This window comes from Pedobacter caeni (assembly GCF_900129215.1).
GTDB lineage: Bacteria > Bacteroidota > Bacteroidia > Sphingobacteriales > Sphingobacteriaceae > Pedobacter > Pedobacter caeni.
In genome coordinates this window covers 681,590-697,629 of sequence record NZ_FQUQ01000002.1, presented here as the reverse complement: position 1 = coordinate 697,629, position 16,040 = coordinate 681,590, and the positions used below count along the sequence as shown (strand labels likewise).

Genomic DNA, 16,040 nt, shown 5'->3' with positions numbered 1-16,040 from the left:
TTATCTCAGAGACCTGTACCCCAGCTCTGCGCCACCGCTTACCGGCAAAAGTGTCCCCGTAATGAACCGGGCCTTTTCCGATAGTAGAAACACACAGGCATCAGCAATGACCTCCCCTTCCGGACAATAGCCCAGGACATGTATGTCGTCCAGGTATTTTTCAATCGAAGCAGGATCGGGCTGTTCCTTACTCCATTTGCGCAACATAGGTGTCCATACTCCTGCCGGCAATACCGCATTTACCCTGATCTTATGCATTGCATAATCCAATGCCATAGATTTCGTCAATGCATTCATTGCTCCTTTTGTTGCGGTATAAGCCGCATGGTTTTCCTGCCCGATCTCCCCTACCAGGCTACTGGTATTCAGGATGCAGCCCTCAGATTGTTTCAAAGCTTCAAATCCATACCTGGTGGTATACAACACGCTTTTTATGTTTACATCTGTCAACTGATCCCATTCTTCATCACTTGTTTCGTGTAATGGTTTGGAAGGTGATGCAACTCCTGCATTGTTGTGTATCGCGTCTATTTTCCCATATTTCTCCATTGTCAGGGCCATTGCATGCGCTACATCGGCTGCCTTAGACACATCACAGGCAATTCCTAAATGTGCTGTACCTAATTGCGTGGCCGCTTCTTTAACCTGGTCTGCATCCAGTGCTACGATCACCACCTTTGCTCCTGCTTCAGCATAAGCCTTTGCACAAGCCAAACCAATCCCTGCCGAACCTCCTGTGAGGAAAATAACTTTACCGGATAATAACTTCATCTTTTTCTATTGTTTAAAGGACATTAATCGGTATGAAAGACTTGCTCCATATTGGTCCAGATTTGTTTTTTTGCAGCAGTTTCGGGTAATGGCTGCTGACAAGGGTCGGTTTCTTTCCACCAACGTTGCGTTTCCGGATCATCCGCCATCTTTTTCATATCAGCATCAAAATCAGTTCCCGCATATTCAAAATAGCTGAACAAATAATAAGCATCACCAATTTTCTGCAGGTAGATCGAATAGTTTCTGATGTTGCACTCTTTGATCTTTTTCAGCACAGAGGGCCAGGCATTCGCATGTAAGCGTTTATACTCCTCCAGCTTCTCCGCTTTTAATCCGGTTACTGAACCAAAGCGCTTCACCTGGTTTTGTTTAACCTCTTCTTTGCAACCCGCCAATAAAAAACCGGCAAGAAATGCAATCATTATATACTTTTTCATTTGAACATGTTTTTTTTCAATGCTGATGATGGTTTCATCTTTTTATCTGAACAGGTAATACAATACTCCCGTAACTATTAAAAGCAGGGCCGACAATACTTTATAATTCCCTATCCCTTTCCAGGCATTCCCCTGTAGAGGTTCCCAGGGTGATTTCCAGTACAGCGTTGCACTTATTGCCGTATGCCTGACCGGATAGATATAGGAAAAGGAAACCTGCATCACTACACAAGCACAAAACAGGTAAAATGCCATCATCATAAACGGAATATGACCAATCAGGCTCTCGGGGAATATTTTGTTGATGGCAAACACCACTACTCCCAGAACAGAGCCGATCCACAAGGTTAATTTGGCAGATTCTGCCGAGGCACCTTTCCAGAATACCCCCAGTAAAAACACACAGGTGATGGGCGGAGCGATGTGTGCAATGATGTCATTGATGCCACTAAAAATGCTTTCATACTGATCCAGCAAAGGCAATAACCCCAGGGAAAACACCAAAGCGATCCCTGCTGAAACCTTTCCTACCCAGATCAATTGTTTATCGGAAGCCTCAGGACGATAACGCTGATACATGTCATAACTCACCATCGTTGAAATAGAATTTAATGCTCCTGAAACCTGACTCATCAATCCGGATAACAACGCAGCAACCAACACACCAACCAATCCCGAAGGCAAAAGCTGTGTGATCATCAACGTATAAATTCCTTTTGAATTTACCTGTCCTTTAGCGTCAAGTCCCAGACTGCTCACATCCAAATGTCCCGACTGAACCAAGGTATAGGCAAATAAGCCAGGCAATACGAAAATGAATACCGGCAGGATCTTGATAAAGCCACAAAACAGTGGTCCTACCCTGGCATGATTTTCATCTTTTGCACCAAGCACACGCTGTACAATCGTCTGATCAGCACACCAATACCAGATGCCCAAAATCGGATAACCTAAAAATACGGTATACCAGGGCATTCCACTGGCATCACCATGTGGCCGTAACATCGAAAGCCTGTTCATTTCCCCTTTGCTTTTTAACACCTCAGTCATCGGTTCCCATCCTCCCATTTTATGGAAGGCAGCATAGCTGATGATGAACGCCCCGCTGAGCAAAACCACGGTTTGAATAGATTCGGTCACCACCACGGCTTTTAATCCGCCAACAATCGTATAGATTGCAGTGATCAGGCAAATGACAATCACACTGACATACATGTTCAGTCCGAACAAGGTTTTCAGGACAATTCCTCCGGCCAGCATAGAAAATGCAATATGAATGATGATTGCCGAAACTACAGAGATCACTGCCAGCCAATCCCGGCTGGCCCTATCGTATCGCTTTTCCAGAAAATCAGGCAAAGTGGCCACTCCGGATTTAATATAAAAAGGGACAAAAAACAGCGACAAGAGGATGAGGGTAAAAGCCGCCATCCACTCGAAATTGCCGTTCAATAATCCGCTGTCGAAGCCACTCTGCGCCAGACTGACCAGGTGAACGGTAGAAATATTAGTCGCAAACAAGGCCAAACCGATGGCTGGCCATTTTAACGTTTTCCCGGCAAGGAAATATTCTCCCGCAGCATTCGCTTTACTTTTTCGACGGTGGCGAATGCCTGCCCACAACCCAACGGCTAAAATACCGAGGATATAAAGGATACTGATGCTTAAGTCCAGAGATTTTAACATGTGTTTATTTTTTTATCAGATCACAACTGCTACCTGGTTCCATTGGTGTCCTGTAAACCCCTCCTTCTACAATTACCGGATGTACAAAATGTTCTTGTAAATGAGGAATGTGTTCGAGAAATAAAGCTTCATGCCCCATGCTGATATGGTTAAACAAAACCAGATGCTGATGAAGCTGTCCCATGTCTCCAACGTGCGGGACCACCGGAATCCCATACTTCCTGCAAAGCAGGCTTACGGTAATGAATTCACTTACTCCTCCTATCCTTACCGCATCGGCCTGAATAAATCCTGCCGATCGGGTTTGCAGGTAATTTTTAAAAATGATACGGTTGGGCACATGCTCTCCCAATGCCAGTTTTACCGGAGCAATGGCATCTGCCAGTGTTTTATGGGCAAGGATATCATCCGGATGGGTAGGTTCTTCTATCCAGTAAGGGTTCATGCCTTGTAATTCTGCACATATTTTCAATGCCTGCGGAAGCGTCCATTGCTGATTGGCATCGAGCATTACTTTGACCTGATCTCCGGCTTCTTCACGTACAATATGAGAACGACGAATGTCCCTTTGCGGATCTTTACTCCCGACTTTCAGCTTCATGGCTGTAAAACCTTCAGCAATTGCCTTTTTACAGTTCTCACGTACCTTTTCATCGCTATAATTAAACCAGCCGATGGAAGTATCATAACCGGGATAACCGATCTGGGTAATTTGCAGGCGTGCTTCTTTTTCCGACTGATTTTCTGTCAATAATTGCAGGGCTTGTGCTGCCGTAAGCTCATCTTCCAGATAAGAAAGGTCCAGTGTATTGAGGATTTCCTGTGGAGATAAATCAATCAGCAATTTCCAGAGGGGCAATCCTCTTTTTTTGGCCCACAGATCATAGCAGGCATTAGTCACCGAAGCCAATGCAAGATGGACTACTCCCTTGTGGGGACCAAGCCAACGGAACTGTTGTTCATTGCTCAGCTGGTTAAAGACATTTCCAAAATCAGACATCAGTTCTTCAATATCTCTGCCCTTAAGCTGTTCTGCATAAAACTGTGCAGCCTTACAAACGAGGTCATTGCCTTCCCCTAAAGTAAAAGCAAAACCAGTTCCTGTAAGTCCGCTGTCGTCTATCAGGTTCGTTACCGCATAGGAATAGATCGGGTCTCGGTGAATCGCGTCGCTTCCTGCACCTTTAGCTAACGGAAACCTTGCATCATTCACCTGAATATTTTTAATCATATTTTAGTTTATTCTTGGTGAATGCAATTTAGCGACCTCAGGAGGGCTAAACCAATAGACTAAAATTCTATTTAACTGGATTATCCGATGCATCAAAGACAATAAGTAAATTTTGTAGCATAAATGACCTTTCACTCGTTTAAGAGAAAAAATCAGCCATGAAACCAAACCATTACCTGCTTCTGAACCTCCTGATTGTCACAATGATTCTGACATCGTGTAAAAAAAACAACATCGAACATGAAAATGATTTCGACAAGAGCTTTAAAGCCTGGACAGATTTTAAAGCATCGTCTGATAATTCTTACCACTATACTGTGAGTACTGTTTCCTGGACCGGACTCAGTACGGAAACTCAGGTAACCGTAAAAAATGGCAAGCCCATTCAGCGCAGTTACCTGGCTAAATCAGTTCGCTCTACACCTAAAAACGAAGTTACCATTCATGAGCAATGGACTGAAGATGAGGCAAAACTGAACACACATCCCAATCAGTTCAAAGCGGTCACATTAGATGAGATCTATCAAAAAGCTAAAACAGTCTGGTTACTGAAAAAGAAAAATGCGAAATCCTATCTTGAAACTAAAAACAATGGTATGATATCCTCTTGCGGATATATTGAAGAGAATTGCGCCGATGACTGCTTTGTAGGAATCAACATTGAATCCATTGTGGCTGGCTTATAACAGATGATAAAATTTAGATTTTTTTCAACCATTGCTTATTTCTGCACCACAAACCAGGGAATACCTAAATAGCCTTCTAACAGATAAATATTAACCTCATCGTTAACCTTTACGTTTTTATACAACTTCCATCCAACCTCAACCTCCTCATTCGTTATTCTGCTGGACCATGGAGAAACCATAAGGTGGCAGCTCGGTAACGTTTTCCTTCCTGATCTACTTATTTTATCCAGAACTTTAACATGGTAGGTCCGGGGTACAGAAGCATCATAAACCTGATTCATCGTAAAAGTAGAAACCAAACCATAAGAAAGAGCGAGGAGGATCATAATTATCTTTTCTGAATGATCTGCCCTGTCACGAAATTTGTAGCCCTTACCGGGAATCAGCTTTGGAAGACAAAACAAGACACCTATAATGATCGAGGGTAGCCATACTCCGCTATATACTAAAGTATTAAGATCCAAAACATATCTCATAAACATAGAAATGAGTATTGCCAGAATCCCCCATATCATTGTCGGGTAAGGGTCTGTTGAGAAATCACTGGATATTGCTCCTTTATAAGACCTAAATATCAGCATGAAAATAAAAGGTGCAATCAGCGCTGCCCCGGTAACATATTTTTCAAACTCCCCGGAAAAGAATATAGCAATGGCAATAATAACTCCGATAATATTCAGTATTCTGGCCATCTTTATGGCACGCTCTACCTGGTATCGTTCCATGAGTCCGTAGTATCCATGCTTATTGTACATACTTTTATCTTCGGGGGTGTTTCTGTGGTCTAAATGCTATCGCAATATCATAAAATAATTGCTAAAAAGGACAAAAAAAGCAGGTACGCCGACCAGAGCGCACCTGCAAACTTAACCTGACTTAACCAAATTCAGCATCATTAATACGCCCCGACCTCCGCTATAGAAGCATTTTCAGGATTGGGTGTATAAGCATTTTTAGCAGTTACCTTAAAATATCTGAAAGTCTTTGCTGCTGGTAAATCAAAATACTGGAAGTAATTATTCTGAGCCAGCGTAATATTTAACACCGTCTCCCAGGTTGTTCCGTCAGTACTTATCTGTACCTCCAGCTCTTTGCTCATACTGCTGTTACTTCCCGAGCGCTGGACAAAAGAGAAACCTTTGGTCAGGTTACTTTTTCCCATATCCACTGCAACTGAATGTGGCAATGCCGGAGGACTGCTCCCTGTCCATCGGGTATGCCAGATGGTAGACAAATCATTGTCAATCATGTGAATCCCCAGTCCGTTATTGGGACCTTCACCTCCGTTTTCCTGAGAGGTTACCGCAGTAACCTTCCATGCGGCTTTACTGAACTCCTCTTTTTCAGAGCTAAAGTGGAATTTCGGAATACCATTAACGAACTGAACAGGATGATCGCTCCATGTCAATGCCCCATTCTGATGAACAAGGATTGCCTGAAGGCTATAAGGAGTATTGTCTTTCACCTTGATATCGGTGACAGGAATGCTCACATAAAAGCTGTCTGCCTGAATGACCTTTGTCCGGATTCCTTCGGCCTGATAACCACCCGCATCGACTGAGGGGCGTTGAAAACGCAGTACCACGTCGCTCACAGGAACTGTGGAGCTAAACTTTCCGCTGATGATCATGTTTCCTCCACTGTATTTCCCTGAGATCTTAGTCAGTTTCGCCGTAACCGCACCATAAAAAGTTGTTTTCTCTTTACTGAACACCTGGCTTTTATTTAAAATCGCTGCACTGAATGCACTTAAATAAGTCGGACTGGAACCATAAGTGCTGTTTCCCCCACTCATCAGCTCCATTCCAAAATTAGTATCATTTGCCTCAGACTCCGGTCCTTTGGAATGCGGCAGGTTTAAGCCATGGCCCAGTTCATGAAATAAACCACCGACCCATTGCGCATAAGCACCTGCGGGTCCTGGTTTGCCCAAATTTTTCACCTCTATACCTTCTGAATCCAGGGCATAAGCATACCGGCCCATCCCATAAAAAGGGGAATCCCGGTTGTCATTGATCAGGTCATTTGGCACCAATACAAAATAATGATCACTGGTTTTCTGATCCGGGTTTGCAGCGTAATAAGCATCAATCTCTGTTCTGATCTTATTTCCACCACCTTCATAGGGATAGTCTTTTTTAAGGAATTTACCTCTGATCAATGTGATCCTTACCCTTTGTTTTGCAGCATCAGTCAACAAGCCAAAGGTCCGGTCTCCATAACCCCAGTGTTTCATCCATTTTGCAGTAAAAGCACGCATATGCAGCATATACTCGCTCACTCTTCTATGATAATCCGGCACTTCCGGAAAATCTGTCGGCACAAAATAAACCAGGTTCAGATTATAGGGATAATCGGAGGTATAGGTAAAATCTCCTTCTTTTACCGTAACCACGGCAGTTGAAACCGGCAGATTGGGATCAGGTACTTCAGTACCCAGTTCAGGAGATTTTTTGCAACTGTTCAGACAGAGGCAAAGAATGGCAGTTAAGGCCAATAGGTTGATTTGTTTTTTCATATAGGTTTTTGGTTGATGATTTCTATTTCCTGATCTGACAAGACCTTATTGAAGACTTTCAGATCATCAATTTCACCCTGGAAAGCGCGATTGCGATCCCCCAGCATTTGCAGCGGGAACACCAGGGTTTCTACTTTGAACATTTTAGCTTTGGTTTCCGGATATAAAACTTCTTTTCCGGTTTTCTTTTCTTTTAGCTTTCCGTTGACGAATAATGAGGTTCCCTTATTTGTACCCGTTATGGCGACCTCAGTCCAAACTCCAGCCGGAAGCTGATAATCAAACTGATAGTCATACCCTTCTCTTGAAAAGGCCAGTTTATTGTCCCGGTCAGCAGATTTAAAAACAGCATGAGGGGAGCTGAACAAGACCTTTTCACCTTTCTGATCCGCATCAGACTTCAGTCGTAATGAAATGGTATAATTGTATCCGATCTCCTTTAAAGGGAGTTGAACAAAGCGGTTTGATGCAGATAAAACCAGTGTTTTCCCGGATTTACCTTTCCCTGCTCTAGGGGAACTCAGCACAGCTTTACCACGCTTGTAAACAGATCTGTCATTTATTTCTGAACTGTTAAAGTCATAATGTAACACCAATGAATCCCGCCCTTTAACAAAGCCTGCAATATTTAACCCGGGCCCTTCTTTGATCTCTTTACTTTTAGCCTGAAACTGAGTATATGGAATGCTGTCCGTTCCTGCCCACATCTTCTGAGCCAGAACCTGCATTGCAGGAAATACCCGATCATGAACATCCTGCTCTGATATCCCGTTTCCTGCGGGGGATTTATCATTCCAAACGGCAAACATCCCACCTCTGATCACAGGATCTCCGGCCTGAAACGTCACTTTACCTACATTTACCGGCTCCCATTTTCTATAAAGATTTTTAAGGTTCAGGTAGTCATAATAGTAGCCCGCAGCAGGAACAATATATAGTGAGCCATCCGGCGTACTGATGAGCTGATAGCCTTGTTTTTTCATTTCCAAAGGTTCCGCATAACCATTGTACCAGGCATTCATGGTTACATTATTGGCAGTTACCGGGGTATTTCCTTTTGCATGCGTTAACGCTCCCCATACCCTTGCCTCTTTCCCAAATCCCTGTACATACCTGATAAAATAATCCGTAAAATACCTGAACTTCTCTGCTTCTTTTTTGTCGTACTCATCTGTACCAATGTGCATCACTTTCCCGGTAAAGACAGGATTAGGGCCCTGGAGATATTCTTTGAAAATATTGCTCACGATCTCATAGGTTTTTGGATGATACAGGTCCAGGTGATCCATTCCGTATTTCTTACTTCCAATTTCCGGCAGGATCCTGCTGATCGCCAGGGAATGTGCAGGCACATCAATCTCAGGAATGATGCTGACCCCATATTCTTCGGCGAGCTGCTGAAGGGCAATAAATTCCTTTTTGGTATAATGCCCGTCTTTGGAAGTCAGCTGAGGGTAAGTTGAACTTTCCAGCCTGAAAGCGGCGTATACCTGATCCCAGTTGTTGTTAAAATAGATGGGAAAGCCATTGTCATTTAAGTGGATGTGAAATTCACTCATCTTATAGTAAGACATCATTTTCACATAGTTTCTCAAAAAGTCCATCGTAAAGAACTTTCTGGCCACATCCAGAACAAGACCTCTTACCTCATATTTAGGGTAATCCCTGCTTTGCCCTTTCGGCAAAGAATGGTTTGATGGATCCTGTTCCAGCAGTTGCAATATCGTACGTGTTGCCCAGATCATTCCTCTTTTATGGAACGCATTCAGGCGAACATGATCGTTAATTTCCATCAGGTATCCCTCTTCCCCCAAACCTTCATCTTTAGCATTAAAAGCCAGGAAAATATCTCCTGCCCCTGGTTTTCCCCTGTTTACTTTCAGGTCCAGACCAGAACTGATCAAAAGATCTTTTTTTAACAAAGCAGCTACTTCAATCAACCGGGGATCTGTATCAGAAAAAACAATCCGGCTATTCTTTGTTAGTTTTAAGCTTCCAGTTCCTCCATGCCATTCCCTTAAGGCCGGAATGACAAATGGCCTGGGATTGCCCTTCATTTCATTAAATGATCCCTCTACATGAACTCTAACCGGAGGCATATCCAGTTGTTGCTGATCTTTTAGTCTCAACAAATGATAGTACAAGTCCACCTCTACCCCTTGTAAAGGGGTAAAGATCTTCCCTTTTTTATTGATCACATGTAGCCGGTCTGTGCCTTTTAAAATCAGTTCATATCCTTCCGGCACCTTAGGCACAGGAAAAGAAACAATTCCTTTCTTTATCGTATCAGAAAAGGAAATCTGCTTCGATATTTTGGCGAATTCCAGACTATCGACACTTTGTGCAACAGTAGTTCCTGCATAAAAAAAAGACAATAAGATTGCCAGGAGCGCTTGTTTTCTTCTCATTTTAATTCATTTTAACAGACGAAGAGCACATTCCCTCCGTCTGCGTTTGAGCATTATTTAATAATTATCTTCTGCGAGTTTCTCCAGATCTGTTTCTTGTTCCGCCATTTTAAACAGCCGGAGTTCAGCAAGATGAGTATAGTTTAATTTACCCTGATTCGCCAGTATCATTAACCTGAAGAATTTAGAGGTCAGGTTTTTATCAAAACTCTGTTGTTTTTCGGTAGTCATAGGGTCTACGGGCAAATTCGGTTTGGAGGTCCATTCCCTTTTCCAGGTATTTCCATCAGCACTGGTTTCTATCGCAAACTGATTGGGCCTTGCGGTCACATGACTGCTCTGCCGTACAAAATATTTAAAACTGCCGATAGTCGTTTCTTTTGGAAAGTTTATTCTTACCCAATGTGGCAGCGGTCGTACGTCGCCGGCCCATGCAGAATGCCAATACGTATTGATATTACCATCGATGAGGTCTTCTTTAGGACCTTCATCGTCCTGTTGTGTAAATGTTTCCAGCATATCAGCAGTGATTCCGGTAACCTGACTGAGTTGATCGGACAAATAAACAACACTCACGATCCTTCTGATGGGTTTTACTTTGTTGGTAGAGATGATTTCCCCGGCTTTAATGCCTTTACCATCTCTATTGAAGACCTGGAGTTCAAAAGTATACTCTAATTTATTCAGCAAGCCGGAAACCAATAAGGAGTCGGTATGTTTACTAACCAGCGTTTTAACCACCTGATCCTTTTTCTGGTAACGTACTTCCACATACAGGAAGTTGCTGTCTGCCGGCCGTTTCCATTTCAGAAGTATTCCACCTACTCTGGCCTCCGTCCTAACATCCGAAATAGCGCTTGGTGATTTCAACGTTTCTTTATCCTTAGTACAGGACGTCATTATGGTGCATACTAAAAGTATGATATATATAATTTTCATATCAAATCGATGTTAATAGCCAGGATTCTGAACAAGTGCTTCATTTTTATTGATCTCTGTCTGCGGAATTGGCATCAGATAATTTGCCGGAACACGGAAGGACCTTGGAAATACCAGTTCTGTAACCCGGAAAAACTCCGGATCGGTTGCTCCCTGAATGTTCATTCCTTTCACCTTAAGCCCGAAAGGTTCTGCCGCCATCCACCTTCTGAGGTCCCAGAAACGATGCCCTTCAAAGTAAAGTTCAATCGTTCGCTCCTGACGGACAATCGAACGCAGGATACCCTGATGGGAAGCCCCTCCAATCGGAGCCCAAGCTGCATCTACTCCTGGAATTCCGGCCCGGTCCCTCACTTTGTCGATATAGGTTTTCGCCAGTGAAAGGTCATTTCCATACTCAATCAATGCTTCAGCATAATCAAGATAGAGCTCTGCCAACCGGATAAAGGGGAAAGGGTATTGTTGATTTACCCCCAGGGTAGTTTGGGTGATCAGCGGGTGAACACCTTTTTTGTTTAAGTATCCTGTGGTAGAATAATCCGTAGACCTGTTCTGGATGCCATTCGCATCATTCTTTCTGAACTTAACTACCGTTTCCTTTGTCGCTCCTCTGATGATTTCATATTTACTGTTGTGATAAGCGATCCAGGCGTTAAACCTTGGCTCCCGGTCCAGGTTCAGGTTCATCGTAACCCCATTAGGTCCCGTAGAAGTTCCATATCTGCCTGCATAATTATAGGCAGGATCTTTATCAATGGGTAATCCATTTTTGGTATAAAACTGCTCGACAATGGCTAATGAAGGGGCAGCAGCACCACCTGCAGCGTTAGAAACAAAAGGACCTGACAGGTATTGAATGCTGTAGGTATCTTCAGGAACGGTACTTGCCCAGATTACCTCATTGGTGTTCTTATCCACAAAAGTAAAGCGCAAATCTTTCTCTACAGGATTTGAAGGTAATGATGAAGCAGTATAAGTGCTGTTTTTATACAATACAAAACCATTACTTTCCGCAGCATCGATTGCTTCTTTTGCAGCATCAGCGGCTCTTTTCCATTTTTCTTTATTGAACGTGGGACTGATCAATTGCTTTCCGTCCAGATTTTTAAAGTTGCTGTAGAAGCTTGAAGCAAGCCCTCCACCCCCATTAAACAATGGAGAAGCAGCATATAAAAGCAAACGTGCTTTAACAGCTTTTGCAATCACAGAAGTAGCCCTCCCAATCTCCGAAGTTGCCACAGGCATCGCTGGTAAATCTTTAGCCGATTCATCCAGAATGCTGACCACAAAATCCACACATTCATCATAAGAATTGCGGACAGGAAAATCCTTTGCAGGTGTGTTCACATCAGCAACAGAATTCTGAATGATGACAGGTCCGTATAACTTCATGAGTAAAGAATGGTAATAACCAATCAAAAATTTTGCTTCTGCTTTATACCTTATTTTGGTTGCATCATCCAGACCTGGTGTCGCATCTACCCCGTTAATCAGCATATAACATTGTCTGATCCCCTTATAAAGATTATTCCAGTAAGAAATCACCGGAGAGGAGGCACTATAGTTTCCGCGGGGAAACTGCGAGGCGGACTCATGCTCAAAAGGGGTCGCAATTTCATCTGAAGTCATCAGGTCAATTCCTCCTGACGTATTTCTCGGACTTGGAATTGCGGCATAGCAGGAGTAAAGAAATCCTTCGGCAGCCAATACATCTCTGAAAATATCTTTTTCTGTCGGACGCTCATCAGGCACTACATCCAGGTATTTCTTACACCCGGTATTCGTTCCCATCACCAGGGCAACGATCATTAATATGATAATATTTTTGAATTTCATCGTCGTATTCTTTATTAAAATCCCATTTGCAAACCTATATTGAATATCCGCTGACTTGGATAGCGTAAACCATTGCCTCCGCCCTGCTCAGGATCCCAATGCTTAAATTTGGAGAAAGTGAGTACATTATATCCGCTCAGATAAATCCTCGCTGATTTATAAGTATAGCCCAATTCAACATTCCTGAGCTTTAAAAAGGAAGCATCTCTTAACCAGTAAGAAGAGTTTTCTGTATTGTTCGGCAAGTCGAGTTTGGATAATCTTGGATAAGTAGCATATGGATTTGGGTCATCTGCTCTCCAGCGCTGATCGGCTACAAACTGTAATACATTTCTTTGCGTTCTTGGCCCAAAAGGATGAAATCCGTTGATAAAAAACGAGGTGTTCGCTACTCCCTGAAAGAAGAAAGAGAAATCGAATTTCTTCAGTTTAAAAGAAGGCCCGAATCCATAGATCACTTCCGGAGTGCCGGGATACCCCATCCTTACCATATCAGAACTGTTGATGATGTTCAATCCGTCTATTCCATTGGTAATGTCCAGATATTTAATGTCTCCGGGCATAATTACCCCGCCGATTTGTTGTAGCGCATGTGCCCTGATATCAGCATCATCAATGAACAGGCGGTCGGCAACATAGCCCAGCTGTGTACCAATCGGATAACCTACAGCAGAAAGGTTTTTATACTTGGTAAACGGAGGTTCATCATTATTGATGATCTTGTTTCTTGCAAAAGTAAATGTTCCTTTCAGGCTCATGAAAAAGCCATTCCCAAAATCATGGTTATAATCAAGGGAAAGGTCCATCCCCTGGTTACGTACTTCCCCGATATTACTGTAAACCTTGGTCCCATCTGTTCCAAAGAAACCGGGGATCCCTGCTCTTTCCAGGAAGATACCCGACCTGTTTTCTCTATAAAAATCAATGACCAGGTTCAGCTTATTCATCAAGTTTAAATCCATTCCCACATTGATCTTCTCGCCTACCTCCCAGGTAATGTCATTATTCGTAAAACGTGAAAAAGTAGGTCCGTTTTTTACGTAATTCATATCCAGACCAGTGGTGTAGCCCTGCCCTGTAAGATTAAGGTCAGACATATAAAGGAACCTTGCACCCGCGATCTGATCATTACCTACTTTACCCCATGAAGCACGGAATTTCAATAAGGGAATCGTTCCGGATAAAGATTTAAAGAAACTTTCACTGCTCAGTACATAACCTACCGCTACAGAAGGAAAAAATCCAAAACGTTTTCCTTTGGCAAAGTTCTCTGAACCGTTGTATCCGAAGTTAAATTCAGCGAGGTACTTATTGTCAAAACCATAAGTTGCCCTTCCCGCAATCCCTTGTCGTCTTCTTGGCAGGGAACTGATCAGATCCGTAGGATTATTTACGCTATACTCTTCCTGATTGTACAATAACAATCCCGAAACATTGTGCTTTTCAGCCAGTGTTTTATTGTATTCTATGGAGGACTGAAAATAAAGCATCCTGTCGCCACTCGTAGAATTCTCTGTTCCCAGTGCTGCAGATTGCGGCGTACCAATCATAGACAGGTCATAGCTGTAAGTTCCATCAGGATTCTTAACCAGATTTTTCAGTTCGTAATTGTTATACCCTCCGCTTCTTACGGTATTGGTATTGCTCCAGTTTTTAAAAGATGCCAATCCTTTAACAGTTAAGCCATCAGTAATAAAATTCAGCTTCTGTTCTGCATCAAAAGTAGCAATCACCGTAGTTTGAAAGTTATTGGTATATCCTTTCACCATTTCCGCAAAGGGGTTCAGGTAACCGGCATTTACATTTCCACCAGACCGGCCTCCAAAGAACACATCTCTGCGTTCTGCGGCATTGTTAGGAAACATCAATGGAAAATCTACAGGACTGGCATTCATCACATCTGCAAAAATCCCCTCTGCATCTTTAGCTGGTCCACGGAAATCGCGGAGTTGGGTATTTAGTTTTAAGGATACCCTGGTATCCTGGCTAAGGTTGGCATTGAGGTTATTCTGGAAGGAATACCTTTTCACGGAAATGTTATTTTTGAAAGTATTAACGTTAAAGTCCTTGATCAGGCCTGAGTTATTGTTTAGTGTGGCACTTAAAAAGTAATCGACCTTCTTTCCACCACCCAGAATATTCAGGTTCACCGTCTGGTTATAAGCCGCTTTTTTAAACATCTCATCATACCAGTCGATTTCAGGGTATACATAAGGATCAAGCCTGTTCCGGGTTCCGTCAATCTTATCCTGAGTGTATGGAACTTCACTGGAACCTCTTCCAGCAATCGTTTCGTTAAAAAGTTCCATATAATCGGTTCCTGATACGAACTTTGGAATCTTAGTAGGTGCAGAAACAGAATTCTCCAGTCTGACATTTATTCTTGGTTTGTCCAGGTCCTTACCACTTTTTGTGGTTACGATCATTACCCCGTTTGCCCCCCTGCTACCATAAATAGCCGTTGCAGTGGCATCCTTAAGAATGGAAAAACTTTCGATAACTTCCGGTGCCAGAGCATTCAGATCTCCCGACGAAACGGCCACACCATCTAAGATGATCAGGGGATTGGTGGCGCCGTTAAAGGTAGAAATACCTCTGATGTAAAATGAAGAGCCATCTGCTCCGGGTTGTCCTGAGCGCTGAACAGCAATCACTCCGGCAAGTTTTCCGGCAAAAGCATTGGAAATATTGCTGGTAGGAATTCTTAGTTCTTCCGGTTTAATGCTTTGTATTGCACCAACGATACTGATCTTTTTTTGTTTTCCGAATCCTACAACAGCCACCTCATCAAGGCTACCTTCATTCGGGACCATCGTAACATCTATGTTTTCCATTCCTTTGACCAGCACGACCTGCTTTACATAGCCCACATAAGAGAACTCAAGACTGTCCCTCAGCTCTACCTGGATACTGTATTTACCCAGATTGTCGGTCGACTTCACATTTGTACTGCCCTTAACCCGCACAGATACTCCGGGAAGTGGTAAATTGGAATTGTCTTTTACCCTTCCGGAGATGGTAAAAGAGGCTCTGTTTATTTTTACAGGAGGAGCCTTCTCCTTCACCACTACGGTGTTTGATTCAATAATATAGGTAAGTGGTTGATTATAGAAGCACTTTTCCAGGGCTTCTTCCAGTGAAACTTCTTTTACATTCATGGTCACAGGTAAGGCATTTTTCAGGTCCCGCTGGATGAAGAAAACACTAAATCCACTTTGTTTTCTGATCGTTTTAAGGATCAGCTCAATGGGGGCATTTTCAACGGATACCGTGATCTTCTTCTGGGCATAAGTAGCTGCACTTACCTGTAAAAAACCAGTGATAATTAAAACTACAGTCAGTTTCATGGTCAATAAAATTTTATCCTTCAGACAGTAAATATCATACGAGTTGGGATCGTAAATTTTCATACATTTGGTTCTTGGATCTAACAGAAAGCCATAGCACGAGCGTGCCAATAGTTTGACTTCCTGATTGTTTGATAAATGGTTAGTTGTTGATTTAGGTTGATGTGATCCATTT

The 16,040-nt window shown here is 42.9% G+C and carries 11 protein-coding genes; 1 reads left to right on the top strand and 10 read right to left on the bottom strand.

What is annotated here, in order from left to right; translation table 11 throughout:
- The 4 genes from BUC20_RS10340 to BUC20_RS10325 are packed head-to-tail and all read right to left on the bottom strand — an operon-like array spanning position 1 to position 4,128.
- Entirely contained in the window at positions 1–771 is a 771-nt protein-coding gene (locus BUC20_RS10340; protein WP_073230596.1) for an SDR family NAD(P)-dependent oxidoreductase, read from the bottom strand.
- Positions 772–794: 23 nt separating this feature from the next.
- Positions 795–1,211: an L-rhamnose mutarotase gene (locus tag BUC20_RS10335; protein ID WP_200800922.1), complete on the bottom strand. Its 417-nt coding sequence runs from the start codon at positions 1,209–1,211 to the stop codon at positions 795–797.
- Between the two features lie 42 nt (positions 1,212–1,253).
- Positions 1,254–2,897 carry a sodium:solute symporter gene (locus BUC20_RS10330; protein WP_073230595.1) on the bottom strand — a complete coding sequence of 548 codons (1,644 nt, stop codon included), beginning with the start codon at positions 2,895–2,897 and terminating at the stop codon, positions 1,254–1,256.
- A gap of 4 nt (positions 2,898–2,901) precedes the next feature.
- Positions 2,902–4,128, bottom strand: a complete 1,227-nt coding sequence (locus tag BUC20_RS10325; RefSeq protein ID WP_073230593.1) for an enolase C-terminal domain-like protein — start codon at positions 4,126–4,128, stop codon at positions 2,902–2,904.
- 158 nt (positions 4,129–4,286) lie between these two features.
- Here BUC20_RS10325 and BUC20_RS10320 point away from each other — a divergent pair, with 158 nt between their 5' ends.
- Complete coding sequence (locus BUC20_RS10320) at positions 4,287–4,814, top strand: hypothetical protein (protein WP_073230591.1); 528 nt, start codon at positions 4,287–4,289, stop codon at positions 4,812–4,814.
- Between the two features lie 35 nt (positions 4,815–4,849).
- On the opposite strand, the gene BUC20_RS10315 is transcribed toward BUC20_RS10320, so the two are convergent.
- The 6 genes from BUC20_RS10315 to BUC20_RS10290 form a co-directional block, all read right to left on the bottom strand.
- Positions 4,850–5,572, bottom strand: a complete 723-nt coding sequence (locus BUC20_RS10315) for a hypothetical protein (protein WP_073230590.1) — start codon at positions 5,570–5,572, stop codon at positions 4,850–4,852.
- A 140-nt stretch (positions 5,573–5,712) separates the two neighbouring features.
- The gene (locus BUC20_RS10310; RefSeq protein ID WP_073230588.1) at positions 5,713–7,335 is read right to left on the bottom strand and encodes a discoidin domain-containing protein; all 1,623 of its coding nucleotides are present in this window, start codon (positions 7,333–7,335) and stop codon (positions 5,713–5,715) included.
- Positions 7,332–9,743: a family 20 glycosylhydrolase gene (locus BUC20_RS10305; RefSeq protein WP_073230586.1), complete on the bottom strand. Its 2,412-nt coding sequence runs from the start codon at positions 9,741–9,743 to the stop codon at positions 7,332–7,334. The genes BUC20_RS10310 and BUC20_RS10305 overlap by 4 nt, the downstream gene beginning before the upstream one ends.
- A gap of 57 nt (positions 9,744–9,800) precedes the next feature.
- A complete protein-coding gene (locus BUC20_RS10300; RefSeq protein WP_084528740.1) occupies positions 9,801–10,682 on the bottom strand; it encodes a discoidin domain-containing protein in 882 nt (293 codons plus the stop codon).
- A gap of 12 nt (positions 10,683–10,694) precedes the next feature.
- Positions 10,695–12,518, bottom strand: a complete 1,824-nt coding sequence (locus BUC20_RS10295) for a RagB/SusD family nutrient uptake outer membrane protein (RefSeq protein ID WP_073230582.1) — start codon at positions 12,516–12,518, stop codon at positions 10,695–10,697.
- Between the two features lie 14 nt (positions 12,519–12,532).
- The gene (locus tag BUC20_RS10290; protein ID WP_073230580.1) at positions 12,533–15,865 is read right to left on the bottom strand and encodes a TonB-dependent receptor; all 3,333 of its coding nucleotides are present in this window, start codon (positions 15,863–15,865) and stop codon (positions 12,533–12,535) included.
- Positions 15,866–16,040: the final 175 nt, after the last annotated feature.